We start from the raw sequence: 24,926 nt of genomic DNA on the forward strand, positions 1-24,926 counted from the left end.
TTCTCCGGACCCCTTAACCAAACTTAAGAGGGAACCGCGCAAGATCGCGGCCATTGCAAAGGCGTGCTGAAACAACAAGATTCATGACTTCTATGAACGACAACAAATATTCCGGCGCGGGCGAAGCCGAACTCGGATTTCTCAAGGAAATCGTTAGAATGCTGCCTGCCGGCCTGACCGTGCAGGACGCGCAAGGCGAACTTCTCCTGGTCAACGATGTCGCGGCCGCCCAGCTCGGCATGGACGGCAGCCGCCCCTCGCGCGATCTCGCGCCCCGCCAGGAAGCCTGCCGGCAGGCTCTGAGCTCCGGCCGTGCGGTCGTCGCCGAGGAAGCGCTCCACGACGGAGCCGCACGCCAAGTGCTGCTGACCACCCACCGTCCGGTCCGCTTCGACGGACGCGAGCTGCTGATCTCGGCCTCGTCCGACATCACCGAGCAGAAGAATTTCGAGGACCAGCTGTTCCGCTCGGCCTATTTCGACGAGCTGACCGGCCTGCCCTCGCGGCGCGTGATCGAACATCGCGCCACCAGCCTGCTCGCGCAGGGTCGCGCCGGCGAGCGCTTTGCGCTCGCCTTTCTCGACGTCGACAATTTCAAGCACATCAACGACTATTACGGCCACGCGGTGGGCGATGCCCTGCTGGTCGAGCTGTCGAAGCGGCTTGGACGCGGCTTGCGCGACTCGGACATGCTGTCGCGCATCTCCGGCGACGAATTCCTGCTGCTGCTGTCACCGATCCAGAGCCAGGAGGAAGTCGCCGAGTTCATGCAGTCGACGCTGGAGCGGCTGACCGCGCCGTTCTTCATCGACAATTCGGAAGTGTTCGCCTCAACCTCCGTCGGCATCAGCCTCTACCCCGATCACGGACGAAGCTTCGAGACACTGCGTCAGAACGCCGACATCGCGATGTACCGCATCAAGAATGACGGCAAGGGATCGGCGGCCTTCTTCGACTCCAGCATGGAGCGCGAGGCGCTGGCGCGGATGAAGATCGAGCAGTCGCTGCGGCAGGCCATCCTCGAGAAACGCTTCTGCTGCGCCTTCCAGTCCAAGGTCGACATCCGCACGCAGGACGTGAAGGGCATCGAGGCCCTGGTGCGGCTGCGCGACGACGAGGGCGTGATCCAGGCGCCGGGCTCGTTCATCAATCTTGCCACCGAACTCGGGCTGATCGACGAGCTGACCCATCTCGTGCTCGCCGAGATCGTCAAGTCGATCGACCTGATCAACGAGACGTTCGGTGCGGAAGCGACCATCAGCATCAACGTCGCGGCCAAGCAGGCCGGCAACCCCGAATTCATGCGCAGCTTTGCCCAGGCGCTCGACGACACCGGCTTTCCGCAGCGCTTCATGATCGAGGTGACGGAAGACGCCTTCGTCGCCAAGAATCATTTCCAGGCCGAGATCCTGCCGATGTTCCGCAAGCTCGGTGTCGCCATCTCGATCGACGATTTCGGCACCGGCTATTCCTCGCTCTCGGCGCTGGCCGACATCACCGCGGACGAGATCAAGATCGACCGCTCCTTCATCACCGATATCCATAAGCGCCCACGCAACCAGGGCATCCTGCGCGCGATCGAATCCCTGAGCGAAGCGCTCGGCATGACCGTGATCGCCGAAGGCATCGAATCCTACGAGGAGCTCGCCTACCTCCAGGCTGCGACCAAGATCCGTTACGCGCAGGGCTATTATTTTTCCCGGCCGATCTTCCTGGAGGAGCTGAAGCTCGCAACGCCCATCTCCAGCGAAGCACGCGCCAGCGTCACAAACCGCTCGACGCAACAGAACCGGCAGGGCTATTCCCGCGCGAACGGATATCGGCGGTAACCCCGAGCCTGATCGTTACTTTGCAAATCCTGAGCAACCCGTTCCACGGGTGAGGTCATAATTGCATCTGCCGATTTCCTCGGCAGAAGCGATCCGGCGCGGCCGGGCCGGGACAATGTCACACATGCCCGTCGCGTGGTCTGCCGGAAGGTGGAATTGCAATGTCCGCACGGTTGTGCAAATCGCTATGGCCAAAGAATTCATCAGGAGGGACCACCGTGCGTCGATCGCTCATCTTAGCAACAACCATCCTCGCCCTCGCCGCGGGCACCTCCGCACAGGCCGACGATCTCAAGGTCGCGCTGATCTACGGCAAGACCGGCCCGCTCGAGGCCTATGCCAAGCAGACCGAGACCGGCCTGCAGATGGGTTTTGAATACGCCACCAAGGGCACCATGACGCTCGACGGGCGCAAGATCGTTGTCATCACCAAGGACGACCAAGGCAAGCCGGATCTCTCCAAGGCCGCGCTCGCGGAAGCCTATCAGGACGACAAGGCCGACATCGCGATCGGCACGACCTCGTCGGCCGCGGCACTCGCGATCCTGCCCGTCGCCGAGGAAAACAAGAAGATCCTGATCGTCGAGCCCGCGGTCGCGGACCAGATTACCGGCGAGAAGTGGAATCGCTACATCTTCCGCACCGCGCGCAACTCGTCGCAGGACGCGATCTCGAACGCGGTCGCGATCGGCAAGCAGGGCGTCACCGTCGCGACGCTGGCGCAGGACTACGCTTTCGGCCGTGACGGCGTCGCCGCCTTCAAGGAGGCGCTCGGCAAGACCGGCGCGACGCTCGCCGCCGAAGAATATGCCCCGACCTCCACCACCGACTTCACCGCGGTCGGCCAGCGCCTGTTCGACGCGCTGAAGGACAAGCCGGGCCGCAAGGTGATCTGGGTGATCTGGGCCGGCGCCGGCAATCCGTTGGCAAAACTCCAGGACATGGATCCGAAGCGCTACGGCATCGAACTGTCCACCGGCGGCAACATCCTGCCGGCGCTCGCCGCCTACAAGGGCCTGCCCGGCATGGAAGGCGCGACCTATTATTTCTACGCGATCCCGAAGAACCCTGTGAATGACTGGTTCGTCGCCGAGCACCAGAAGCGCTTCAACGCGCCGCCGGACTTCTTCACCGCGGGCGGGTTCGCCGCAGCGATGTCCGTCGTCGCCGCCGTCACCAAGGCGAAGTCGACCGACACCGAGAAGCTGATCACGGCCATGGAAGGCCTGGAGTTCGACACGCCGAAGGGCAAGATGATGTTCCGCAAGGAAGACCATCAGGCGCTCCAGAGCATGTATCACTTCAAGGTCAAGGTCGATCCGAACGTCGCCTGGGCCGTGCTCGAGCCGGTGCGCGAGCTGAAGATCGAGGACATGGACGTTCCGATCAAGAACAAGCGCTAGGTGCTTCTCCACCTCTCCCGCTTGCGGGAGAGGCCGGGAGAGGGCTCTGTCCTCCTGGGGGTTCTCGATTGCGGAGACACCCTCTCAGTAGCCGATGCTCCGCATCGCGTTCTTTCAAGAACGGCGGCCGTAGGCCGCCTGTGCCTCTCCCGCAAGCGGGGGAGGCAGCGCAGCGTGATCGCGGACAAGTTCTCCTCTCATCATTGCCAGACCCATGACGCTGACCCTCGAAACCCGCGACCTCACCATCCGCTTCGGCGGCCATGTCGCGGTCAACAGCGTCACCTGCAGCTTCCGCCCGGGCGAGCTCACCGCGATCGTCGGCCCGAACGGCGCCGGCAAGACCACTTATTTCAACCTGATCTCCGGCCAGCTCCGCGCGTCGAGCGGCAGCATTCTGTTCGATGGCACCGACATCACCCAGCATTCCGCGCCGATGCGGACGCGCGCGGGCCTCGGGCGCGCGTTCCAGCTCACAAACCTCTTTCCGAACCTCTCGGTGGAGGAGAACGTGCGCCTTGCCGTGCAGGCCGCCAACGGCACTCACTACGACATGCTGCGGCCCTGGATGGTCCGCCGCGATCTGATCGCCCGCGCCAATGCTATCCTGGATCAGGTCGCGCTCGGCCGCCGCCGTGGCGTCGCCGCGACCGCACTGTCGCATGGCGATCAGCGCAAGCTCGAGGTCGCGCTGATGATGGCGCTCGAACCGAAGGTTTTCATGTTCGACGAGCCGACCGCAGGCATGAGCATCGACGAGGTGCCGGTCGTGCTGAACCTGATCGCGCAGCTCAAGCAGGACAAGAGCAGGATCATTCTGCTCGTCGAGCACAAGATGGACGTGGTGCGATCGCTCGCCGACCGCATCATCGTGCTGCATAACGGGCAGCTTGTTGCCGACGGTCCGCCGGCCGAAGTGATCGCGTCACCGATCGTGCAGGAAGCCTATCTCGGCGTCGCGCCCAAGACATCTGAAGGGAATAAAGTTGCAGGGGGCGCAGCATGACCGATCTGTTGAGGCTCTCCGGCGTGCACACCCATATCGGCCGCTATCACATCCTCCAGGGCATCGACCTCGCTGTCGCGCAGGGGCAGACCACGATGCTGCTCGGCCGCAATGGCGCCGGCAAGACCACGACGTTGCGCACCATCATGGGCCTCTGGCAGGCCTCCTCCGGCGAGATCAGCCTCGCCGGCGAGCGCATCGAGAGCCGTGCGACGCCCGACATCGCGCGGCTCGGCGTCGGCTACGTGCCGGAGAGCATGGCAGTGTTTTCCGACCTCACGGTGAAGGAGAACCTGGTGTTGGCGGCGCGCGCCGGGCCGCTCGATGACGCCCAGCTCGACTGGATTTTTGGCTTCTTCCCGGCGCTGCGCCGGTTCTGGCTATCGCGCGCGGGAAGTCTCTCGGGCGGACAGAAGCAGATGTTGTCGATTGCCCGCGCCATCGTCGAACCGCGCAAGCTCCTGCTGATCGACGAGCCGACCAAGGGGCTGGCGCCGGCGATCGTGATGGCGCTGATCGAGTGCCTCAAGGAGATCAAGCGCAAGGGCGCCACCATCCTGATGGTCGAGCAGAATTTCTTTGCCGCCCGCGAGCTCGGCGACGACGTGCTGGTGATGGACAACGGCACCATCGTTCATCGCGGCGAGATGGCGGCCTTGGCCTCCGACGTGCCGCTGCAGGAGCGGCTGCTCGGCCTGAGCCTGGAGACGCATCAATGACCGAGCTCGCCGCAACCGACCCGCTGCCGAAGCAGAAGCGCGACATCGCGCCGATCCTGCTGCCGATCGCCGTCGCCCTCGTGATGATCCCGCTGATCGGCTCCCCCAGCACCTGGCTGACGCTGACAGCCGCGAGCCTCGCGATGGGCATGATGATCTTCATCATGGCCTCCGGTCTCACGCTCGTGTTCGGCTTGATGGACGTGCTCAATTTCGGCCATGGCGCCTTCATCGCGGTCGGGGCCTATGTCGCGACCCTGGTGCTGGCGCCGTTCGCCGCTTCCCTCCAGGCGGATTCGCTGTGGATCAACCTCGCGGTGCTGGCGCCGGCGGCATTGCTGTCGATGGCGGTCTCCGGCGCGCTCGGCCTGATTGTCGAGCGGGTGCTCATCCTGCCCGTCTACGGCCAGCATCTAAAGCAGATCCTGATGACGACGGGCGGCCTGATCGTCGCCGAGCAGACGCTGTATGCGGTGTGGGGGCCGCAGATCATCCCGACGCCCCTGCCGACGTCGTTGCGCGGCTCCTTCATCCTCGGGGACGTCGCGATCGCGAAATACCGCGTGCTGGCGACGCTGATCGGCCTTGCCGTCTTCATCGTGATCCAGCTCGTGCTCAACCGGACCAAGCTCGGGCTTCTGATCCGCGCCGGCGTCGAGAACCGCGAGATGGTCGAGGCGCTCGGCTATCGCATTCGCCGCCTGTTCCTCGGCGTGTTCATGACGGGGTCGGCGCTGGCCGGCCTCGGCGGCGTGATGTGGGCGCTGTATCGCGAGCAGGTTCACGCCTCCATGAGCGACGACCTCACCGTCCTGATCTTCATCGTCGTCATCATCGGCGGCCTCGGCTCGATCGGCGGCTGCTTCATCGGCGCGATCCTGGTGGCGATGATTGCCAATTACGGTGGCTTCCTGGTGCCGAAGCTCGCCCTCGTCTCCAACATCCTGCTGATGGTCGCCATTCTGATGTGGCGGCCGCGCGGCCTTTATGCGGTGACCAGCCGATGATGATCCTGTCAGGCGATCCGCCGAAGAGCCGCGTACTCACGCTCGTTCTCGTCCTCATCATCCTGGCGCTGGTGGCGACGCCGTTCCTGTTCCCCGGGGCGAAGGCGCTGAACGTCGCGGCCAAGATCTGCGTCTTCGCCGCGCTGGTCGCCTCCTACGATTTGCTGCTGGGCTATACCGGCTCGGTGTCGTTCGCACACACCATGTTCTACGGGATCGGCAGCTACGCGATCGCGATCGCGCTGTACGGGATGGGCCCGAATTGGGGCGCGGTTGCAACCGGCATCGTGATCGGCCTGCCGCTTGCCGCGCTGCTTGCGCTTGCGATCGGACTGTTCTCGCTGCGGGTCGCCGCGATCTTTTTCGCCATGATCACGCTCGCGGTTGCATCCGCCTTCCAGGTGCTGGCCTCGCAGCTGTCCTGGCTGACCGGCGGCGAAGACGGGCGCAGCTTTCAACTGCCCGAGCTGCTCAGGCCCGGCACGGTGCTGATCTCCAGGAACGTGCTGGGATTCGAAGTCAACGGCCGCATCCTGACCTACTATCTGGTGTTCGCCGTCTCGGCCCTGATGATCCTCGCATTGCTGCGGGTGGTGAATTCGCCGTTCGGGCGCGTGCTGCAGGCGATCCGCGAAAACCGCTTCCGCGCCGAGGCGCTCGGCTTCCGCACCGTCTTCCACCTGAGCTACGCCAACTGCATCGCCGCACTGGTCGCCGCCGGCGCCGGCATTCTCAATGCATTGTGGCTGCGTTATGCCGGCCCCGATACCTCGCTCAGCTTCTCGATCATGCTGGACATTCTCCTGATGGTCGTGATCGGCGGCATGGGCACGATCTACGGCGCGATCATCGGCGCCACCATCTTCATTCTCGCCCAGAACTATCTGCAGGCGCTGATGGGCGTCGCCTCCAAGGCGGCGTCGGAAGCCGGTCTGCCGCTGCTGCCGGGGCTGTTGCATCCGGACCGCTGGCTGCTGTGGCTCGGGCTGCTCTTCATCGCCAGCGTCTACTTCTTTCCGACCGGCGTGGTCGGACGGCTGCGCAATCTCGGCGGCGACAAGAGCGCGGGCAGCTCGCATTAACGCACGATTCATGATGCAGCGCGGCAACTCGCTGGACGCGACTGCGATCACGCAACGAGATTAACGCTCAGGTAACTGGCTTTCCTAAGCTTTACGCCATTTGTGTGGTGTATCCCTGTCCCTTCAGGGAGGGGGAATGCGCCAGGTCTTTGCAAGGATTGCAGCCGGAATGTTCCTAGCCGCGAAGCACGGCTGGGAGGCAGCGATTCGGCGCGGACCGGTGCTGTGGCTCACTTTGTGCGGCGTGTTGCTGGTCGCGGGGATCTTCGCGGTGACCGCCATGGCCGTCGGCGAATTTCGCGAACGTACCCTGGCCAACCGCGAGCGCGAGCTGGAAAATACGGTGCAGCTGATCGCGCGGCACTTCGATCAGCAATTTGAAGATTCCGACGTCGTCGCCGCCGACGTGATCGGGCAGATGAATTTGCCGGAGATCAGTTCGGCCGCGATGTTCCGCGAGCGCATGTCCGGACCTGCGACGAACCAGATGCTGCGGAGCAAGATCAGCTCCGTGTCTTACCTCGGCGACATCGCGATCTACGATGCCGACGGCGAACTGATCAACTGGTCGCGGGCCCAGCCGCTGCCCAAGATCAACGTCTCCTCGCGCGCCTATTTTCAGACCTTCAAATCGAATCCGATGGCCGAACCAGTGATTCTGGAGTCGGTTCGCAGCTTCATCATCGGCAAATGGACCACGGTCGTCGCGCGCCGGCTGAACGGCGTGGACGGCAGCTTCTTCGGCACGATGGTCCGCCGGATCGATCCGGACAGCTATCAGAACTATTTCGCATCCGTTGCGCTTGCGGAGGGCACGGCGATTTCGCTGTTCGACCGCAATGGCAAGATGCTGTCGCGCTATCCGCATGTCGAAGAGCTGATCGGCAGGGACTTCAAGGACGCGCCGCTGATGCGCAAGATGCTGGCCGAAGGCGGCCGGCACACCCTGCGCGTCAAGGGCCCGATCGACGGCGAGGATCGCCTCGGCTCCGGGGCCTCGCTTTCGCATTTCCCGCTGGTCATCGTCGCGACCAACACCACGAGCTCCGCGCTGGCCGACTGGCGGCAGCAGACCGGTTTCATGGTCACCACCGCCGCGCTTTCGGCCTCAGTGATTGCGCTGATCCTGTTCCTGATCGTTCGCCAGATCAACCGGCAGAACCGCGAGGCGCAGCAGCGGCTGGAAGCGGAGCGGGGCCGGCTCGACACCGCCCTGAACAACATGTCGCAGGGGCTGATCCTGTACGACGCCGCCGGCTACATCGTCACCTGCAACCGCCGCTACGCCGACATGTTCGGCCTCTCTCACGATGTCATCAAGCCCGGCTGTCACATCCGCGAGGCGATGTATCATCGCAAGGAGCGCGGCGCGTTCGACGGCGATGTCGAGGCATTTTGCGCCGAAGTCATGAGGATCGTCGCGGAAGGCACGGTCTCCACCAGAAGCCATCACTTGCCGAGTGGCCGCGCCTTTCAGGTCATCAACACTCCGCTCGCGCAGGGCGGATGGGTGGCCACGATCGAAGATATCACCGAGCGCCGCAAGCTGGAGCAGGAACGCGACCGCAATTACATGTTCCTGCGCGAGATCATCGATCACATCCCGTCGCAGATCACGGTGAAGGATGCTCAAACGCGGCGATATCTGCTGGTCAACCGGACCGCCGAAGAGCAATTCGGCCAATCAGGTGATCACATCGTCGGCAAGACTCCGTTCGACATGTACCCGGAAGCTACCGCCAGGGTCGTCACCGACGACGACAGCAAGGCGCTGAAGGCGGCCGAGGGATTGTTCAAGGACGAACATGCCTGGCAGAGCCAGGCCAAGGGGCTACGCTACATCACCTCGACCCGGATCCGAATCCGCGACGAATCCGGCGAGCCGCGTTACCTCATCAACGTCGTCGAGGATGTCACCGAACGGCGGCGCGCCGACGAGAAGATCGCGCATATGGCGCATTACGATGCGCTCACCGACCTGCCGAACCGGACGCTATTCCGCGAGCAGATCGAGCGCGAACTTGAGAAGGTCGGCGGCGGCAGCCAGTTCGCGCTACTCTATATCGACGTCGACGAATTCAAAGGCATCAACGATTCGCTCGGTCATCACGTCGGCGACGAACTGTTGAAGGGAATCGCGGCCCGCATCCGCGGCTGCCTCGGACAGGGCGACCTGATCGCGCGGCTCGGCGGCGACGAATTCGCGGTGATCCAGACCGGGATCGAGTCGTCCGCCAACGTGGTGTCATTCGTGACGCGAATCTTCGAGGCGATCCGCCGGCCCTATCATTGCTTCGGTCATCAGCTCTCGACCGACGCCAGCATCGGCATCGCGATGGCGCCGCAGGACGGCACCGATCTCGACCAGCTCATCAAGAATGCCGACCTCGCGATGTACGGCGCCAAGGCCGAGGGACGCCGCACCCACCGCTTCTTCGAGCCGGAGATGGATGCGAGCGCCAAGGCGCGCCTGAGCCTGGAGCAGGATCTGCGCCAGGCCCTGGTGAACGGCGGCTTCGATATCCACTATCAGCCGCTGGTCGACCTGCGCACTAACGATGTCACGGGTTGCGAGGCGCTGCTGCGCTGGCGGCATCCCGAGCGCGGCATGGTGTCGCCGGCGGAGTTCATCCCGATTGCCGAGGACACCGGCCTGATCAACGAGCTCGGCGACTGGGTGCTGCGCATGGCCTGCAACGAGGCCGCGACCTGGCCGGCGCATGTGCGCGTCGCGGTCAATGTCTCGCCGGTACAGCTCAAATGCGACACGCTGGCACTGCGGATCGCCGGCGCGCTCGCGGATTCCGGACTTGCCCCGTGCCGGCTCGAGCTCGAGATCACCGAGGCCGTGCTGATCCGCGACGACGAGGCGGCGCTCTCGATCTTGCACCAGCTCCGCGCCATCGGCGTGCGCATCGCGCTCGACGATTTCGGCACCGGCTACTCCTCGCTCAGCTATCTGAAGCGCTTTCCGTTCGACAAGATCAAGATCGACCGCTGCTTCGTCGCCGATATCGCCGAGACGAGCGGCGCGCCCGTGATCGTGCAGGCGGTGGTGAACATCGCCGCCGCCAGCAACATGACCACGGTCGCGGAGGGCGTGGAGACCGAGGCGCAGCGCGAGATGCTGCGCGCGCTCGGCTGCACGGAGATGCAGGGTTATCTTTTCAGCAGACCGAAGCCGGCCAGCGAAGTGCGGAAGCTGTTCGGCCCGAGCCATACCTTGCCGGTGGCGGCGGTGGCCTGACATGGCGAAGCCGGGGAAAACGTCAACCAAGACAGTCGACGTTGCGGATTCCTATGCCGTGCGGCTGATGCAGCATCTGGTGGTGCCGACCTTCGTGATCGACCCCAAGCGCCGCGTCGTGATCTGGAACAGAGCCTGCGAGCGGCTGACCGGCGTTGCCGCCTCCGAGGTGATCGGCACCAATAAGCACTGGCAGGCGTTCTACGAGACCAGGCGCCCTTGCCTCGCCGACCTTGTCGCGCTCGACCGCCCTGAACAGCTTCCGGAGTTCTATTCGGAGTATGGCGCGCGCGGCCATAACGGGCTCGGCTTCAGTGCCGAGAACTGGTGCGTGATGCCGAAGCTCGGCAGCCAGCTCTATCTCGCCATCGACGCCGGCCCGATCCACGACGAAGCCGGCCATCTGATTGCGGTGGTGGAGACGCTGCGCGACCTCACCGACCAGAAGCGCGCCGAGATGGCCCTGAAGGAGCTTGCCACCAAGGACGGGCTGACCGGCCTGTCGAACCGTCGCGCGTTCGACCAGATGCTGATGAGCGAATGGGCCCGCGCCCAGCGGACGCAGAAGCCGATGGCGCTGCTGTTCGTCGACGTCGATCATTTCAAGCTGTTCAACGACCGCCACGGGCACCAGAGCGGCGACGAATGCCTGCGCGCGGTCGCGTCCGTCGTCAGCCGGCATGCCGTGCGCCCGCTCGATCTCGCCAGCCGGTATGGAGGCGAGGAATTCGCGCTGATCCTGCCGGACATGGATTGCGATGCCGCCTGCGTCATCGCCGACGAGATCCGCTGCGCCGTGATGGCCTTGCGGGTCACCCACGGCGCCATCGGGGCCGGTGACCATGTCACCCTGAGTGTCGGCGTCGCCAGCCACATTCCGGACGAAACCGACGACAGCCCCGACCGGCTGCTGGGCGCGGCGGACGAGGCGCTCTATGCGGCCAAACGGCTCGGCCGCAACCGCATCATGTGTGCCGAACGGCTGCTCGCCGAGTTCGCCAAGCTCGGGCGGGACGGCGTCCCGGTTCCTGGCAGCGCGGGCCGTAAATCAGCCTAGCCCAAATCAGCCTGGCAGGAGACGGCGGAAGCGGTTGCCCGCCCCCCGCCAATCGGCTAAATGAACCTCGACTAGCACCCGTAGCTCAGCTGGATAGAGCGTTGCCCTCCGAAGGCAAAGGTCACACGTTCGAATCGTGTCGGGTGCGCCAGTCTCTTCCAATGCAGGCTGGGGTCATCGCCTGCTCAGCGCGCGCCTACGCTCAAGTCAGCATCGAGATGATCGCCTGGACCTGGTCGGAAGCCGACGTGACCAGGCCATCGTACGACGTCTGGCCGTGTGCGGCCGCCTTCAGGATGCATTCGGCGACGGCCGCCTTCAGGCCGAAGACCGACTGATCGGGCGGCACGCTGGCCATCACGGCCTCCAGCGCCTGACGCATCGTTCGAATGAGTTCGGAGCTGTATTGCATGGGCTGTCCTCCGCGACCTCATATTAGATCGCATGCCCATGCTTGCTACTCACAAGCCTGAGATTGCTCGGTGAATCACACATCACCTCGCGCTTCTAATCCCTCAATTGTATCATCTTTCCATGAGCGAATCCGACACGGTGGCCGGCGAGGCCTCGCCCGTCCGCAAGATCATCCATATCGACATGGATGCCTTCTACGCGTCCGTGGAACAGCGCGACAATCCGGACCTGCGCGGCAAGCCCGTCGCGGTCGGAGGCTCCGCGGAACGTGGCGTCGTCGCGGCCGCCAGCTATGAGGCCCGCCAGTTCGGCGTTCGCTCCGCCATGCCATCGGTGACGGCGAAGCGGCAATGTCCCGATCTGGTCTTCGTCAAACCGCGCTTCGAGGTCTACAAGGCAATCTCTAGGCAGATCCGCGACATCTTCGCGGAGCATACCCCGATCGTCGAGCCCTTGTCGCTCGATGAGGCCTATCTCGACGTGACCGAAAACCTGCAAGGCATCCCGCTGGCGCGCGACATCGCACTCAAGATCCGCGAGAGGATCAAGGCCGAGACGGGCCTCAACGCTTCGGCCGGCATCTCCTACAATAAATTTCTGGCCAAGCTCGCCTCCGATCACCGCAAGCCCAACGGTCAGTTCGTGATCTCACCGGAGATGGGACCCGCCTTCGTCGAGACCCTGCCCGTCGGAAAATTCCATGGGATAGGCCCGGCCACGGGCGCGAAGATGAACGCGCTCGGCATGTTCACCGGTCTCGATATTCGTCGTCAGACGCTGGAGTTCATGAATGCCAATTTCGGCAAGTCGGGCGCCTATTACTACTGGATCTCGCGCGGTGTCGACGAACGGCCGGTCCGGGCCAACCGGGTCCGCAAGTCCATCGGCGCGGAGACGACGTTCTCAAGCGACCTCACCGAATTCGACGCGCTGGTCCTCGAGCTCAAGCCGCTGGTCGACAAGGTGTGGCGCCATTGCGAGGCGACGGGCAGCCGTGGCCGCACCGTCACCTTGAAGATCAAGTTTGCCGACTTCGAGATCATCACGCGCAGCAGGTCCGCTCTTTCGCCGATTGCAGGCCGGGACGATCTTGAGCGGCTGGCTTGCGGCCTGCTCGAAGTCGAGATGCCGCTGCCCAAGAGCGTCAGGCTGCTGGGGGTCTCGCTGTCGTCCCTCCAGGCCGGGAACGATGCGGAGCCGCCGCAGCTGACTCTCGCAATCTGAACCAAACTGACGGGCTTTCGGCGGACGCAGACAGCCACGTAGAGCGCTCGCCACGCGAATCTACGGTGGCTGATTTTCAGACTCGCCGCCGAAGGTCGATCCGCTGGGCCCGATCAATGCCTCACGTGTTCGAACACCACGATCACGCCGGTCGGCTCGGGCTCGTGCGCCATCAGGCGTGTCAGCTCGGAATCGCCCCAATCGGCGAGGCTGACGACTTCGCCGCTCTGGCGCTCGGTGCCGGGGGGCGCCGTAGGCTCGACGACCTTCAGCCCGGTCTCATCGACGAAGAAAGTGTGCTCGCCGAACATGCTGTTGAGCTGCGGCATGGCGGGATGCTCGTCGGGCAGCACCTGAGCGCCGAGCTGGTTGACGGTCTGCTTCACCTGTTCGGATGTGAGCTTCATGAGCTGCTCCGTTTTTTGTCACGTCGGTTTCATTGAGCTGAGCCAAAGCGAGCGTTCCCTGCGCCTATGTTCGCCTGGCCCAATCTCCCGAACAGGTGCTGCGCACAAATGTTCCGGAGAAATGCATTTCGTGATCGCGCGACGCGTCTGCCGCGCTTGCGGCACCAGATCGCCACGAGATGCACATGATTCGACATCCCAAGAGCCGAATTCCAAGCTGAATTCCAAGAGCTGAATTCCAAGAGCCGAATTCGCTACTCGCTTCTGTTCTCGCCAACCGACAGCGCGCAGATGCGTGACAGATATGTGTAGGACAGTCCGGTCTCCTCGGCCCAGGCGTTGAACTGCGCCTGCACTTTTGCCAGATCGCCCTTCGACTTGACCTCTTCGGCGATATCGAGACCGGCATCGCGCAGGCACGCCACGACGTCCCTGGACGTCCCAAAGCCGTCCCAGCCGACGAACCGCAGCAGCATCTGGCCGGTATTGCCACCCAACCGGCTGCCGCGCTTGCTCAGGAGATCGAGCAGGCCGATCTGGTCCGACGGCGGCCACTTCGTCAGAAACCTGCCGAAGCTGCCGTGGCCTTTTGCGATCTCCTGGACGAAGGCCGCGTTGTCGCGCACCGACATGATCTTGGCACCGTTGCGCACGATGCGCGCGTCGCGCATCAGGCCCTCCCAATAATCCTCGGGCTGGAAGGTGAGCTTGGCCGGCTGGAAACGCAGGAAGGCGTCTTCGAACCCCTCCCATTTCGTCTCGATCACGCTCCAGGCAAAGCCGGCACAAAACACACGCTTCGTCATCTCCGCGAGGATACGGTCGTCGCCGCGTTTGGCGAGGCCCTTCAGGTCGGGCTTTCCGGGCATCAGCTTTTCGAGCGCCTTGGGCCCGCCCTTGCGTTTTTCGGCGCGCGCACGAATGGTCTTGAAGGCGGTCATGGGAAGACGAGCTGTTGGGGACAGGAGTTGTTGAGGATACGCCACGACATCAGCATTCGATGATCCGGTCCAGCCCGGCGACGCTTCGATACTTGCACCCGCGGATGCGCCGCAGCATACTGCCCGCATTGAATTGGCGAGAGATGCGGCTGGTCTGCTTCTTGCGTTCAGATATTTTGCAATCCCTGAGCATTTTGACGTCTCACCCCTGGATTTCCGATGCGCTGCCTGGTCGTGGCCGACCTGCACTATTCGCTGCCTCAGCTCGACTGGCTCGTCAGCGCCGCTCCGCAATTCGACCTCGTGATCTTCGCCGGCGATGCGCTCGACATCGGCTCGATGGTGGATTTTCGCGCGCAGATCGTGGTGGTGAAGAAGTACCTCGCCCTGCTCGCCGCGAAGACCCGCGTGATCCTCTGCTCCGGCAATCACGACCTCGACGAGCGCAATGCGGAAGGCGAAAAGATCTCGCGCTGGATCTCGGAGGTGCGCGAGTTGGGGATTGCCTGCGACGGTGACAGCCTCACCGTCGGCGAGACGCTGTTCACGGTGTGCCCATGGTGGGATGGGCCGCTGGTCAAGCAACGCCTCGTCGCGCAGCTCGCCGCCGCCGCGGCCGGCCGGCCGCAGCGCTGGATCTGGATCCATCACGCGCCGCCGGCGAATTCACCGACGAGCTGGGGCGGCAAGCGTTTCTTCGGCGACGTCGAGCTGGTGCAATGGATCATGCAGTACCAGCCCTCGATGGTGATCTCGGGCCATGTGCATCAATCGCCGTTCATTACCGATGGCTCGTGGTTCGACCGGCTCGGCCAGACCTGGGTCTTCAACACCGGTTTGCAACCCGGCCGCCCGCCGACATACATCGTGCTGGACCTCGATGCCGACAGGGCGTTCTGGCTTGCGGCCGGCGAGGCGCAATGGATCGATCTTGGCGCGCCGCTGCAGCGGCCCGCCGCTCCGATCGAGGCGCCGCCCGACTGGCTCACATTCTTGGATCGGATTGCCGATCCGAACCTGGCGAGACCTCGAGCGGCGGCAGGTTGATCATGCTCTGGAGCACCTCGCCGACCATGGCCAGATGCGTGCCATGGCCGGCATATTGCTGCTTGAGATCGGCGAGATAGGTGTTGGCAACATTGAGCCGCTGCGCCAGCATCTTGGCGATCAGAATTGCCACGCCCGCCTCCTGCCTGAGGAACGAGGCGGCGTCCTCGAATTCGTAGACGACGGAATCGGAGCAGGCCCGTACGGTCGCAGTGTGCGGCTGCCCCAGCAGCACAGACATTTCACCCAGCACCGCACCGGGCTCGGTTACCGTGGCGACCACCATCTCGCCCTTGAGCACTTCGAGCTTGCCCTGCATCAGCACATAGAGATGACCGGTGGTGCCGCCTTCGGCGACGATCAGCGTGCCGGCCGCAACCTGCCGCTCCGTCCCACCGGTGCAATAATTCAGAACTGCGCGCATCCGACCAAAGCTCCGTCGCAGGGGGATACTAGGGCACGATCGGCGTCGCGCGCTTGCTCAAATTTGTGGCAAGCCGCGCACCCGCGATAGACGCTTGGCGAGATGGACTGACTGCCAGTCTCCGAGACCGGTGTCCTCGAACCCGGCCTTCTTCGCAAGGCCGCGCATCTCGGCGTTCGCGCGCGCGGTCTCGGCTGCAATCATCTCGTGACCGAGATCGCTCGCGTGCCTCTCCATCGCCGTCATCATCTGGAGACCGACGCCCTGGCGCTGAAAGCCATCGGCAACAGAGATGGCGAAATCACCATGCCGCGCAGCCGCATCGTAGGCGTATCTGGTTTCGCCGATGATCGTGCCTTGCCCCTCCTGCCTGATCTCGGCGAGCAGAGTGAAATGACCGGGATGGCTGGTCCTGGCGACGCACTCGGCCGCGACCACGGCAATGTCCGCCCGCGCGCCCATGAAGCGCTTGTTGCGCGATGTCGCGGAGAGGCTCGTGAAATAGATCGAGAGGCTCTCGACGTCGGACGCGCTGGCGGGCCTGATACGGACCGTGGCTTGGGCTTCGGCTGACTCGACAATGGCATCCAGCAATGACTGTGACATCCGCGAGGCTTTCGGCAGGTTGCATCGAATGCAGACCTAGCCGAGACCGCGCGCTTAACGCTTGGACGGTGCTGCCAATCTTGCGGCCGAAAACTAACAGTTTCGTTCCTCGGTGCCGTGCGTCACACGCGCGAGAGTGAAGGCACCTCCTCGGGCACGATCGCCTGGAGGCCGCCAAAGCGGCGCTCGCGGCCGTGGAAGGAGACCAGGGCCGCGGCGAGATCGCCCGCGTCGAATTCGGGCCACATCCGCTCGGTGAAGTGCAACTCGGCGTAGGCGCCTTCCCAGAGCAGGAAGTCCGACAGCCGCTTCTCACCCGAGGTGCGGATGATGAGGTCGACGTCGCGCAAACCAGCTTCCCCGGTGACGAGCTGCGAGAACGCCTCGCGGGTGAGACTCGTCAGCGCCGCTGCCTTTGCCGCCGCGTTGAGGATGGCGTCGCGCGCGGAATAGTCGACCGCAATGCGCAGATGAAGCGTGCTGCCGTGCGCGGTGGCGTCTTCCGCTCGCGCAATCGCATTGGCAATGCCGTCGGGCAGACGGTCGCGGCGGCCGATCACGGTGAGGCGCACGCCGTTCTTGACCAGGCTCTGCACCTCGTTGGCGAGGTAAAACCGCAGAAGCGTCATCAGCGCCGCGACCTCGGCCTTCGGCCTTCGCCAATTGTCGGTCGAGAAGGCGTAGAGCGTCAGCGTGCCGATGCCCTGCTTGGGCGCGGCTTCGACGATGCGGCGGATCGTCTCGACGCCGGCCTCATGGCCGCGCATGCGCGACAGGCCGCGCCGCGTTGCCCATCTGCCGTTGCCGTCCATGATGATGCCGACGTGAAGCTTTTCGTTGCGCGAGGACACAAGTTCACTTTGCATTGCAAAGTCTCCGGTCAAAAAAGGGGAGGATCAGGTCGAGACGATACCGAGGCGGCCGAGCGGCGCCGCCTCGCGGCCGGCGGCCTTGGCGGCGTCGCGCACCAGGCGTTCGAGCACGGCGAGATAGTCGAGGAAGCGGCGGCGGCCGGCCTTGGTCAGGCGGCAGGTCGTGTGCGGGCGATTGCCCTCGTAGCCCTTGGTCACCTCGACGAGGCCGGCTTCCTGGAGCACGGCGAGATGCCGGCTGAGATTGCCGTCGGTGAGGCCGCAGAGTTGCTTGAGATCGGCGAACGCCAGACCCTTCGGATGCGCCATCAGCGAGGTCAGCAGTCCGAGCCTCGCCTTCTCGTGGATCACGCGGTCCAGTCCTTCATAAGAGAAGGGTGCGCTGTCAATCTTCGACATCATGGTCTCCGGATGCGAAATACAGAATGCCCGCCATCACCGACTGCCCGATCACGAAGGGGAGGCCCATGGTCCAGGGCGACAGCGTGTGGGTTTGGCTCGCGAGCACCACCACCGCAAAGCCGGACATGAAATACCAGGCGCCGGCGAGCGCCACGGTGCGCGGCAGCGAGCGGACGGAGGCGAAAATGCCGAGCGACACCAGGATCTGCCACAGACCGGGCAGCAACCACAGCGTTTCGCCCGCGAACTTCCACATCACTACCGCAAGCAGAACACCGGCAACGCCTGCGGGCAGGAACTGCTCGACGGCCTGGTGGATCATCGCATCGGCGAGACCCGAATGATGGCGGCGCGAACGTGCGCGCATCTCGATACCGATCGTCAAGCCGGAGAGCGCGGCGGCAATGAACCAGCCGAAGAAGAAACCGAGCGGCTCGCCGGTGGGATCATCGAGCAACCAGAATTGCAGGATTGCGGTGAGAAGCGCGACTGCACCGGTCGCCGCCATCGTCGCCGGGCCGTAGCCGCGGAACGCCGTGCCGGCCGCAATCTGGCTGCGGATCGCCACGATGTCAGCCAGCGCCTTGTCGAGATCGCGCATTGGCAACGCCAAAACCTCGTTCCGCCCATGCTTGCCGGGACTATCGATCCCGCTACTTTGTATCGCAAAGTATATCGGATTGCAAAGTAAAGGCAAGTCCCGAACGTCGCCTCTTGACACCGGTCCTCGCCGGACAACTGCCGGTTGCGCGACACCTGCTCCCACAGATAAGATGCGCGCGAATGCGCTCCGGGGGAAAGTATGTGGCTTAAGTCATTCATCGTTGCGCCATTATTGCAGCTGAGCGTTGGCAGCGTTGCGCAAGCGGCCGGGCCATTCGGCAGCGTCAAAATCGGCAACTGGGTTGGCGGCGCGTTCAGCAATGACGAAACGGGAGCCTTCTCGCATTGTGCCGCGACGGCGCCTTATGCCAACGGCGTCATACTCGTCGTCGGCCAGAATACTGGGGGCTCGTGGATATTGAGCTTTGCGAGTCCCAGCTACCACTTCAAGCAGGGCGAGAACGCCGCGATCGACGTCATCTTTGACGGACAGGAGCAGGCCAGACTGTTCGCCACGGCCAACCAGACGAACATGCTCAGCTCCGTCATGCCTGCCAACGTGGTACGAGCGTTTCAGAAGGCAAGCCTGATGGTCGCGACGAGCGGCCGCACCGTGCTGAATTTCGACCTGACCTCGGCCGGGCCCGTGATTGCGGCATTGGCCAATTGCGTCACCAAGGTGAAGGCCGACGGCCTGAACAAGGCCGGAGACTTTACGAAGATCGCGGCAAAGCCGCAGGCCGCGCCGGACAAGCAGGCATCACCGCCGGCCAGCAAGTCCGCCAAAGCCAAAAGCGGTACGGGCTTTGTCGTGAGTGCCAGCGGACATGTCGTCACCAATAATCATGTGATCAATGGCTGCGTCGGCGACATCAGGGGCAATCTCACGGGTGAAGCCGGGATGGTTTTGCGCGTGGTGTCGAGCGACGCCAACAACGATCTCGCGTTGCTGCAGGCGCCGTCGACGACCACGTTCAAGGAGTTCGCCCGGATCCGCGACCGCTCGATTCGCTCCGGCGATTCCGTCGTCGCGATCGGCTTTCCTTTCCATGGATTGCTGACTTCGGATTTCACCGTGACGACTGGCATCGTCAGCTCGCTCAGCGGCATGCGCAACGATTCGCGTTTCCTGCAAATCAGTGCGCCGGTGCAGCCCGGCAATAGCGGCGGCCCGCTGTTCGACACCACCGGGCAGATCGTCGGCGTCGTTACGGGAAAGCTGGACGGATTACGGGTCGCCGCTGCGACCGGCAACATCCCCGAGAACATCAACTTCGCGATCAAGACCGGCGCGCTGCGCGACTTCCTCGACAACTCCGTGGTGCCCTACCAGACTGCCGAACCGAAGGGCGAGATCAAGACCACCGACATCGCCGGCAATGCGCGGCCGTATACGATGCTGATCTCGTGCAATGGCACGGAGCAGGCTGAGGCGAAGCGGTAGCGGCAACGCGCACGGCGTCTGCGCGGCCGCGGATGGCGCGAAGGCGATCCGGGCTGCCAGTCAAACCGCGAGTTCCTCAATACGGCGCGACGGGACGCGTGCGCCGCGGCTGCCGCGGTTGCGGCAGGGACGATTGACCGTAGGCAACGAGCGGATTGGGCCCGCAGGCCATGAGCCGGCCGGACACACTGGCCTGACATTGTCCATAGGTGCTGTAGGTGCAATCGCCGGGATACTCGTACCCACCGCCCTGGGCACACCAGGGATAGTCGTGCGCCGCGGCGGGGGTGACGGCGGAGAAGCCGGCAAGGAGTGTCGCGCCGAGGCCCAGCAGAGCCAATTGCGTCTTGCGCATGATCCCAACTCCTATCCTCACAGCGCGAGATACGCGCCATATAACATCAGGTTTCGCCACGCCGTTTTATTCCAGATCGACGGGCGCTGACACGCAAGAAACCTTGATGCGCAAGAAAAAAGCCCTGCCAAACGGGCAGGGCTCCATCACGGACATCACGAGATCGCTACTCGACCTTCAGGCCGGCGAACTCGACGACCTTCTTCCATTTCTCGGTCTCGGCCTTGATCTCCTCGCCGAACGCCTCGGGCGTCTGCGCCCGCGGCTCGCCGCCGAGCTCGACCAGGCGCTTGGCCATGTCCGGCTCCTTTATCAGCGTGTTGATCTCGCTGTTGAGCTTGGCGATGATCTCCTTGGGCGTGTTCTTCGGCGCACCCATGCCGAACAGCGCGCTCGCCTCGTAGCCCTTCACGGTCTCGCCGATCGCCGGCACGTCGGGCAGCTGCGGCGAACGCTCCGCCGTGGTGACGCCGATGGCGCGGAGCGAGCCGGACCGGATATGCTGGATGATCGAGGGCATGTTGTCGAAGATCACCTGCACCTGGCCGCCGAGCATGTCGGTGATCGCGGGCGCGGCGCCGCGATAGGGCACGTGCTGCATCTTGCAGCCCGTCAGCGCCATGAACATCTCGCCGGACAGATGCACCGAGGTGCCGTTGCCGGAGGAGGCCATGTTGACCTTGCCGGGATTGGCCTTCACGTATTCGATGAACTCGGCGACGGTCCTGGCCGGCACGTCCTTGTTGACGGTCATCACGTTCGGTACACGCTGGAACGAGGCGACCGGCGCGATGTCGCGCACGAAGTTGAACTTCAGGTTGGTGTAGAGCGAGGCGTTGATGTAGTTGGCCGGATTGACCAGTTGCAGCGTGTAGCCGTCGGGCTCGGCGTTGACGACCGATTCGGTGGCGATATTGTTGCCGGCACCCGGCTTGTTCTCGATCACGAATTGCTGGCCGAACTTCTCCGACAGTCGCTGACCGATCAGCCGCGCAAGGATGTCGGTGGCTCCGCCCGGCGGATAACCGACCACCCATTTCACCGGATGGGTCGGGTAATCGGCGGCAAGGGCCTTCGACAGCGGGCTGGCTGCAAGCGGACTGGCGGCGAGCAGGCTCAGCGCGGTACGGCGAGTGATCATCTCAAGGGTTCTCCCAACGTGTTGTTCTTGAAGCCAGATCGCTTGAAAATGGCGTCGGCGCGGTTGTAACAAAGCTTGCCGCAGGCGGAAAGTGCACGGGGCGCATCACGACGAAAGGATAAGGCATGGCGGTCAAGGTCGAAGCCCTCGATCATCTCGTGATCAACGTCGCGGACGTCGCAGTGACCGCCGAGTGGTACGGCAAGATTCTCGGCATGGAAGTCAAGGTGTTCGACCCCGGCGGCGGCAAAGCGCCGCGGACTTCGTTGCAATTCGGTAACCAGAAGATCAACGTCCGGCCGCGCGATGCCGACAAGGTGGAGTGGTTCACCGCAGACCACCAGACCGCCGGCAGCGAGGATCTGTGCTTCCTCACCTCCGCCAGCCCCGACGAGGTGGTGGCGCATTTGAAGGCACATGGCGTCGCGATCGAAGAGGGCCCGGTTCCCAAGCAGGGCGCCCGCGGCACCCTGCGCTCGGTCTATTGCAGGGATCCGGATGGCAGCCTGATCGAGATTTCGTCGTATGAGGACGGCGGCCGGTAAGGCCAAGCCGCCTGCCCCCACACCGTCATTGCGAGGAGCCCTTGCGACGAAGCAATCCAGACTGCCCCCGCGGGGGGATTCTGGATTGCTTCGCTCCGCTCGCAATGACGGCGGAGAGAGCAGGAAGACGCAATAATCAAAACGCGGCCGCCAGCAAGATGCAGGCTGCACGGGAGGACATATGCCGAATTCGCAAGCCGCCGCCGGAATCGTGGGCCCGTTCGACGGGCTCGACGTGCCCTGGCTGCTGAAGATGCGGGCTGAGGTGCGCAGCTCACATCCGTTCCTGATCTGGGCGCCGTTCGACGCGCCCGCGCGGCGCTGGAGCTATGGCGAGTTTCACGAGCGGGTCGGCGCGCTCGCGGCGGGACTGGCCAAGCGCGGCGTGAAGCCGGGCGAATATGTGCTCATTCATCTCGACAATTGCATCGAGGCGCTGCTGGCCTGGTTTGCCTGTGTCGAACTCGGCGCCATCGCGGTGACCACCAACACGCGCTCGGCACCGGCCGAGCTCGACTATTTTGCCGATCATTGCGGCGCGGTTGCCGCGATCACGCAGCCGGCCTATGCCGAGATCGTCGCGCAGAATTGCCGCAACATCCGATGGATGGCGGTGACCTCGCACGATTCGGGCGCGGCGCCCGCGAACCCGGTCTCACGCGGCGACAGCTTTGAGGAGCTGTTCGCCGACAGCGCCGACCGTCCCAGGCGCGCGATCGATCCGCGCGCGCCGTGCAGCGTGCAATACACCTCGGGCACGACATCGCGCCCCAAGGCGGTGCTGTGGACCCACGCCAACGCGCTGTGGGGCGCCAAGATCAACGCCGCGCACGAAGACCTGCACGCAAGCGACGTGCATCAGGCCTATCTGCCGCTGTTCCACACCAACGCGCTGGCCTATTCGATGCTGGCGACGCTATGGGTCGGTGCCACCTGCGTGATCCAGCCGCGCTTTTCCGCCAGCCGGTTCTGGGGCGCTGCGCGCGAGCACGGCTCGACCTGGACCTCGACGATCCCGTTCTGCATGAAGGCGCTGCTCGAGCAGGACATCCCGCGCGATCACAAATTCCGTCTGTGGGGCACCGCGATCAACGAGCCGCCGGCCTTCGCCGCCTTCGGCGTCAAGATCATCGGCTGGTGGGGCATGACCGAGACCATCACCCACGGCATCGTCGGCGACATCGACCAGCCCAACATCCCGATGTCGATCGGCCGCGCCGCGCCGGAATATGAAATCCGCATCACCGACGACGACGGGCGGCCGACCGAAATCGGCGGCACCGGAAATCTCTCGATCAAGGGCATTGTCGGCCTGTCGCTGTTCGCCGAATATCTGCACAACGAGAAGGCGACGCGCGAGAGCTTCGACGAGCACGGCTTCTTTCTCACCGGTGACCGCGTGGTGCGGCTGGAGAACGGCTACATCCGCTTCGCAGACCGCAGCAAGGACATGCTCAAGGTCGGCGGCGAGAACGTCGCCGCGTCCGAGATCGAGCAGGTGGTCGCACTGGTCCCCGGCGTGCGCGAGGCCGCCGTGGTGGCGAAGACGCATCCGATGCTGGACGAGGTGCCGGTCGTCTTCATCATCCCGCAGGGTGGCGTCGCCGGTGCGCGGCCTGATCTGCACGAGGCCGTGATGGCCGCCTGCCGCGCCGGCCTCGCCGACTTCAAGGTGCCGCGTGAGATCCGCTTCGTCGACGACATGCCGCGCTCGACGCTGGAGAAGGTCGCGAAGGCGGAGCTGAGAAAGATGGTGGGGTGAGGGCACATCGTCGTCCCGGCGAAGGCCGGGACCCATACCGCGTGATCTAACAAGGACGGGCAGTGCCTGTACCAAACGACGAGTCGTCGCCAAACCACTCCCTGTGGTTACGGGTCCCGGCCTTCGCCGGGACGACACCGAGCGTGTTGTGCTAGCGCCGCAAGATTCGCGACACCGACTTCAGAACGATCCCAGCGCCACCGGGCGGAAGGCCTGCAACAGCTGCTGGTCAAGCTTGCCGCCCATGCCTTCCATCATCGTAAACGCGCGCGAGTGGGTGAAGGGCATGCGATAGGCGCGCTTCTCCACGAGTGCCGCGTAGATGTCGACGATCGTCGTGACCCGCACGATATCACTGATCTGGTTCGACGAGAGATTGTTGGGATAGCCGGAGCCGTCGAGGAATTCGTGGTGATGCAGCACGACGTCCAGCATCTCCGGCGGGAAGCCGCCTTGGGCTGCGAGCGCGTCATAGCCGCGGCGCGGGTGCTGGCGGACTTCGGCCATTTCCTCATCGGTGAGCTTGCCGGGCTTGTCGAGCAGCGCGGAGGGAACGAAGGCCTTGCCGACGTCGTGCAGCAGCGCGGCACGGGTCAGCCGGCGCTGGTCGTCCTCGCGCATGCCGAGATGCTGGGCGAAGGAGACCGCAAATCCGGTCACGAACAGGCAGTGGCGGTAGCTGCCGACATGGTGGCAGCCCACCGTGGTGAGCCACTCGCGCAGCGAGGAGTGCTTGATCGCCTTCAGGATCTTGCTCTCGGCGGCGATGACGTCGTCGAAGGTCAGGGGCACGCCAAGCGGCAGCTTCTCGAACATCTTCTTCAGCACCGCGTGCGCGGCCTCGACGCCGCGATTGAGCGTCTTGCCGCGATCGGTCGCGTCGTAGACGGCGGTGTCGGGGAACGCCGCACGGATGCGCTGCAGGATGTCCTCGGGCTGAAGCGGCCGCGAGATGGTGTCGGTGGCGCCCAAGGCCCAGGCCTGCATGGTGCCGTGATGCAGGGCGTCGGCAAGCACGAACAGACGAGGCATCGCGCGATAGGCATCGCCGCGCAGCTTGTTGCGCACCCGCTGCACGCTCTCGGGCGAGCGCAGATTGATGTCGACCACGAGGCCGGAGAGATCGCGCGAGGGCTGCTCGGGTATCTCCTGCGTCGTCACTGTCGCGACGTCGCCAACCGCCTTGAGGATGCTGGCGAGCTCGGTGCTCTCGTCGCTCCGGTCGGAGGCGAGTAGAAGCCGGCGTTTGGCGGCGGGTTTGGCTGAGGCGTTCATGGCTTCCCCAAGAGCACGGGCGTGTTTCGGGCCAAAGCCTAAGCCGGATCAGGTTCTCCGGCCCTTAAGAGGCGTGCTCAATGGAACCCTGCGAAATCAGGGACAATTTTACGG

General features: G+C 64.2%; 24 protein-coding genes and 1 tRNA gene. 14 read left to right on the forward strand and 11 right to left on the reverse strand.

The genetic code is table 11. The features are described from left to right. Positions 1 to 92: 92 nt before the first annotated feature. From IVB48_RS27585 to IVB48_RS27625, 9 genes are all read left to right on the forward strand, one after another. The gene (locus tag IVB48_RS27585; protein ID WP_247405449.1) at positions 93 to 1,829 is read left to right on the forward strand and encodes an EAL domain-containing protein; all 1,737 of its coding nucleotides are present in this window, start codon (positions 93 to 95) and stop codon (positions 1,827 to 1,829) included. Positions 1,830 to 2,047: 218 nt separating this feature from the next. Next, positions 2,048 to 3,232, forward strand: a complete 1,185-nt coding sequence (locus IVB48_RS27590; RefSeq protein ID WP_247404831.1) for a substrate-binding domain-containing protein — start codon at positions 2,048 to 2,050, stop codon at positions 3,230 to 3,232. Between the two features lie 214 nt (positions 3,233 to 3,446). Beyond that, a complete protein-coding gene (locus tag IVB48_RS27595; RefSeq protein ID WP_247404834.1) occupies positions 3,447 to 4,238 on the forward strand; it encodes an ABC transporter ATP-binding protein in 792 nt (263 codons plus the stop codon). Further along, positions 4,235 to 4,957: an ABC transporter ATP-binding protein gene (locus tag IVB48_RS27600; RefSeq protein WP_247404837.1), complete on the forward strand. Its 723-nt coding sequence runs from the start codon at positions 4,235 to 4,237 to the stop codon at positions 4,955 to 4,957. The genes IVB48_RS27595 and IVB48_RS27600 overlap by 4 nt, the downstream gene beginning before the upstream one ends. Beyond that, positions 4,954 to 5,964: a branched-chain amino acid ABC transporter permease gene (locus IVB48_RS27605; RefSeq protein ID WP_247404839.1), complete on the forward strand. Its 1,011-nt coding sequence runs from the start codon at positions 4,954 to 4,956 to the stop codon at positions 5,962 to 5,964. Before IVB48_RS27600 ends, IVB48_RS27605 begins: the two co-directional genes overlap by 4 nt. Then, complete coding sequence (locus IVB48_RS27610) at positions 5,961 to 7,046, forward strand: branched-chain amino acid ABC transporter permease (RefSeq protein WP_247357479.1); 1,086 nt, start codon at positions 5,961 to 5,963, stop codon at positions 7,044 to 7,046. Before IVB48_RS27605 ends, IVB48_RS27610 begins: the two co-directional genes overlap by 4 nt. A gap of 136 nt (positions 7,047 to 7,182) precedes the next feature. Beyond that, complete coding sequence (locus tag IVB48_RS27615) at positions 7,183 to 10,293, forward strand: EAL domain-containing protein (RefSeq protein WP_247404842.1); 3,111 nt, start codon at positions 7,183 to 7,185, stop codon at positions 10,291 to 10,293. Position 10,294: 1 nt separating this feature from the next. Next, the gene (locus IVB48_RS27620) at positions 10,295 to 11,350 is read left to right on the forward strand and encodes a diguanylate cyclase (protein WP_247404845.1); all 1,056 of its coding nucleotides are present in this window, start codon (positions 10,295 to 10,297) and stop codon (positions 11,348 to 11,350) included. Between the two features lie 74 nt (positions 11,351 to 11,424). Continuing rightward, positions 11,425 to 11,501 (forward strand) — tRNA-Arg (locus IVB48_RS27625). A gap of 51 nt (positions 11,502 to 11,552) precedes the next feature. On the opposite strand, the gene IVB48_RS27630 is transcribed toward IVB48_RS27625, so the two are convergent. Beyond that, the gene (locus IVB48_RS27630) at positions 11,553 to 11,762 is read right to left on the reverse strand and encodes a hypothetical protein (RefSeq protein ID WP_007616043.1); all 210 of its coding nucleotides are present in this window, start codon (positions 11,760 to 11,762) and stop codon (positions 11,553 to 11,555) included. Between the two features lie 122 nt (positions 11,763 to 11,884). Between IVB48_RS27630 and dinB the strand changes: the two genes are divergently transcribed. Continuing rightward, a complete protein-coding gene (gene dinB, locus IVB48_RS27635; RefSeq protein ID WP_247404849.1) occupies positions 11,885 to 12,988 on the forward strand; it encodes a DNA polymerase IV in 1,104 nt (367 codons plus the stop codon). Between the two features lie 113 nt (positions 12,989 to 13,101). Here dinB and IVB48_RS27640 read toward each other — a convergent pair whose 3' ends face one another. Then, positions 13,102 to 13,395, reverse strand: coding sequence for a hypothetical protein (locus IVB48_RS27640; protein ID WP_007598221.1), 294 nt, complete (start codon positions 13,393 to 13,395; stop codon positions 13,102 to 13,104). 254 nt (positions 13,396 to 13,649) lie between these two features. Beyond that, the gene (locus IVB48_RS27645) at positions 13,650 to 14,336 is read right to left on the reverse strand and encodes a DNA-3-methyladenine glycosylase I (RefSeq protein WP_247404853.1); all 687 of its coding nucleotides are present in this window, start codon (positions 14,334 to 14,336) and stop codon (positions 13,650 to 13,652) included. Between the two features lie 219 nt (positions 14,337 to 14,555). Between IVB48_RS27645 and IVB48_RS27650 the strand changes: the two genes are divergently transcribed. Continuing rightward, the gene (locus IVB48_RS27650; protein ID WP_247404856.1) at positions 14,556 to 15,383 is read left to right on the forward strand and encodes a metallophosphoesterase family protein; all 828 of its coding nucleotides are present in this window, start codon (positions 14,556 to 14,558) and stop codon (positions 15,381 to 15,383) included. Here IVB48_RS27650 and IVB48_RS27655 read toward each other — a convergent pair. The 5 genes from IVB48_RS27655 to IVB48_RS27675 form a co-directional block, all read right to left on the reverse strand. Next, positions 15,322 to 15,807, reverse strand: coding sequence for a cyclic nucleotide-binding domain-containing protein (locus tag IVB48_RS27655; protein WP_247404858.1), 486 nt, complete (start codon positions 15,805 to 15,807; stop codon positions 15,322 to 15,324). The genes IVB48_RS27650 and IVB48_RS27655 overlap by 62 nt on opposite strands. A gap of 57 nt (positions 15,808 to 15,864) precedes the next feature. Further along, positions 15,865 to 16,413: a GNAT family N-acetyltransferase gene (locus IVB48_RS27660; protein WP_247404861.1), complete on the reverse strand. Its 549-nt coding sequence runs from the start codon at positions 16,411 to 16,413 to the stop codon at positions 15,865 to 15,867. Positions 16,414 to 16,535: 122 nt separating this feature from the next. Further along, positions 16,536 to 17,279 (reverse strand): di-trans,poly-cis-decaprenylcistransferase, encoded by a 744-nt coding sequence (locus tag IVB48_RS27665; RefSeq protein ID WP_027566083.1) that lies wholly within the window; start codon positions 17,277 to 17,279, stop codon positions 16,536 to 16,538. A gap of 30 nt (positions 17,280 to 17,309) precedes the next feature. Continuing rightward, positions 17,310 to 17,684 carry a transcriptional regulator gene (locus IVB48_RS27670; RefSeq protein WP_007616058.1) on the reverse strand — a complete coding sequence of 125 codons (375 nt, stop codon included), beginning with the start codon at positions 17,682 to 17,684 and terminating at the stop codon, positions 17,310 to 17,312. After that, positions 17,671 to 18,288 (reverse strand): hypothetical protein, encoded by a 618-nt coding sequence (locus IVB48_RS27675; RefSeq protein ID WP_027566084.1) that lies wholly within the window; start codon positions 18,286 to 18,288, stop codon positions 17,671 to 17,673. Before IVB48_RS27675 ends, IVB48_RS27670 begins: the two co-directional genes overlap by 14 nt. Positions 18,289 to 18,489: 201 nt before the next feature. Between IVB48_RS27675 and IVB48_RS27680 the strand changes: the two genes are divergently transcribed. Continuing rightward, complete coding sequence (locus IVB48_RS27680) at positions 18,490 to 19,734, forward strand: serine protease (protein ID WP_247404864.1); 1,245 nt, start codon at positions 18,490 to 18,492, stop codon at positions 19,732 to 19,734. Between the two features lie 76 nt (positions 19,735 to 19,810). Here IVB48_RS27680 and IVB48_RS27685 read toward each other — a convergent pair whose 3' ends face one another. Next, a complete protein-coding gene (locus IVB48_RS27685; RefSeq protein WP_247404867.1) occupies positions 19,811 to 20,089 on the reverse strand; it encodes a DUF3551 domain-containing protein in 279 nt (92 codons plus the stop codon). A 166-nt stretch (positions 20,090 to 20,255) separates the two neighbouring features. Next, positions 20,256 to 21,230: a tripartite tricarboxylate transporter substrate binding protein gene (locus IVB48_RS27690; protein ID WP_247404870.1), complete on the reverse strand. Its 975-nt coding sequence runs from the start codon at positions 21,228 to 21,230 to the stop codon at positions 20,256 to 20,258. Between the two features lie 125 nt (positions 21,231 to 21,355). On the opposite strand from IVB48_RS27690, the gene IVB48_RS27695 reads away from it, so the two are divergent. Both IVB48_RS27695 and IVB48_RS27700 read left to right on the forward strand, forming a co-directional pair. Beyond that, positions 21,356 to 21,775: a VOC family protein gene (locus IVB48_RS27695; protein WP_204513070.1), complete on the forward strand. Its 420-nt coding sequence runs from the start codon at positions 21,356 to 21,358 to the stop codon at positions 21,773 to 21,775. A gap of 181 nt (positions 21,776 to 21,956) precedes the next feature. Further along, positions 21,957 to 23,537: an ATP-dependent acyl-CoA ligase gene (locus IVB48_RS27700; RefSeq protein WP_247404874.1), complete on the forward strand. Its 1,581-nt coding sequence runs from the start codon at positions 21,957 to 21,959 to the stop codon at positions 23,535 to 23,537. 180 nt (positions 23,538 to 23,717) lie between these two features. On the opposite strand, the gene IVB48_RS27705 is transcribed toward IVB48_RS27700, so the two are convergent. Further along, positions 23,718 to 24,812, reverse strand: coding sequence for an HD domain-containing phosphohydrolase (locus IVB48_RS27705; RefSeq protein WP_027566090.1), 1,095 nt, complete (start codon positions 24,810 to 24,812; stop codon positions 23,718 to 23,720). Positions 24,813 to 24,926 lie beyond the last annotated feature (114 nt).

Source organism: Bradyrhizobium sp. 76 (genome assembly GCF_023073025.1).
Taxonomy (GTDB): domain Bacteria; phylum Pseudomonadota; class Alphaproteobacteria; order Rhizobiales; family Xanthobacteraceae; genus Bradyrhizobium.

Coding starts and splice junctions, on each gene's coding strand:
- IVB48_RS27585 (WP_247405449.1), top strand. CDS start 93: ATGAACGACAACAAATATTCCGGCGCGGGCGAAGCCGAACTCGGATTT.
- IVB48_RS27595 (WP_247404834.1), top strand. CDS start 3,447: ATGACGCTGACCCTCGAAACCCGCGACCTCACCATCCGCTTCGGCGGC.
- IVB48_RS27600 (WP_247404837.1), top strand. CDS start 4,235: ATGACCGATCTGTTGAGGCTCTCCGGCGTGCACACCCATATCGGCCGC.
- IVB48_RS27605 (WP_247404839.1), top strand. CDS start 4,954: ATGACCGAGCTCGCCGCAACCGACCCGCTGCCGAAGCAGAAGCGCGAC.
- IVB48_RS27610 (WP_247357479.1), top strand. CDS start 5,961: ATGATGATCCTGTCAGGCGATCCGCCGAAGAGCCGCGTACTCACGCTC.
- IVB48_RS27615 (WP_247404842.1), top strand. CDS start 7,183: ATGCGCCAGGTCTTTGCAAGGATTGCAGCCGGAATGTTCCTAGCCGCG.
- IVB48_RS27620 (WP_247404845.1), top strand. CDS start 10,295: ATGGCGAAGCCGGGGAAAACGTCAACCAAGACAGTCGACGTTGCGGAT.
- IVB48_RS27630 (WP_007616043.1), bottom strand. CDS start 11,762: ATGCAATACAGCTCCGAACTCATTCGAACGATGCGTCAGGCGCTGGAG.
- dinB (WP_247404849.1), top strand. CDS start 11,885: ATGAGCGAATCCGACACGGTGGCCGGCGAGGCCTCGCCCGTCCGCAAG.
- IVB48_RS27640 (WP_007598221.1), bottom strand. CDS start 13,395: ATGAAGCTCACATCCGAACAGGTGAAGCAGACCGTCAACCAGCTCGGC.
- IVB48_RS27645 (WP_247404853.1), bottom strand. CDS start 14,336: ATGACCGCCTTCAAGACCATTCGTGCGCGCGCCGAAAAACGCAAGGGC.
- IVB48_RS27650 (WP_247404856.1), top strand. CDS start 14,556: ATGCGCTGCCTGGTCGTGGCCGACCTGCACTATTCGCTGCCTCAGCTC.
- IVB48_RS27655 (WP_247404858.1), bottom strand. CDS start 15,807: ATGCGCGCAGTTCTGAATTATTGCACCGGTGGGACGGAGCGGCAGGTT.
- IVB48_RS27660 (WP_247404861.1), bottom strand. CDS start 16,413: ATGTCACAGTCATTGCTGGATGCCATTGTCGAGTCAGCCGAAGCCCAA.
- IVB48_RS27665 (WP_027566083.1), bottom strand. CDS start 17,279: ATGCAAAGTGAACTTGTGTCCTCGCGCAACGAAAAGCTTCACGTCGGC.
- IVB48_RS27670 (WP_007616058.1), bottom strand. CDS start 17,684: ATGTCGAAGATTGACAGCGCACCCTTCTCTTATGAAGGACTGGACCGC.
- IVB48_RS27675 (WP_027566084.1), bottom strand. CDS start 18,288: ATGCGCGATCTCGACAAGGCGCTGGCTGACATCGTGGCGATCCGCAGC.
- IVB48_RS27680 (WP_247404864.1), top strand. CDS start 18,490: ATGTGGCTTAAGTCATTCATCGTTGCGCCATTATTGCAGCTGAGCGTT.
- IVB48_RS27685 (WP_247404867.1), bottom strand. CDS start 20,089: ATGCGCAAGACGCAATTGGCTCTGCTGGGCCTCGGCGCGACACTCCTT.
- IVB48_RS27690 (WP_247404870.1), bottom strand. CDS start 21,230: ATGATCACTCGCCGTACCGCGCTGAGCCTGCTCGCCGCCAGTCCGCTT.
- IVB48_RS27695 (WP_204513070.1), top strand. CDS start 21,356: ATGGCGGTCAAGGTCGAAGCCCTCGATCATCTCGTGATCAACGTCGCG.
- IVB48_RS27700 (WP_247404874.1), top strand. CDS start 21,957: ATGCCGAATTCGCAAGCCGCCGCCGGAATCGTGGGCCCGTTCGACGGG.
- IVB48_RS27705 (WP_027566090.1), bottom strand. CDS start 24,812: ATGAACGCCTCAGCCAAACCCGCCGCCAAACGCCGGCTTCTACTCGCC.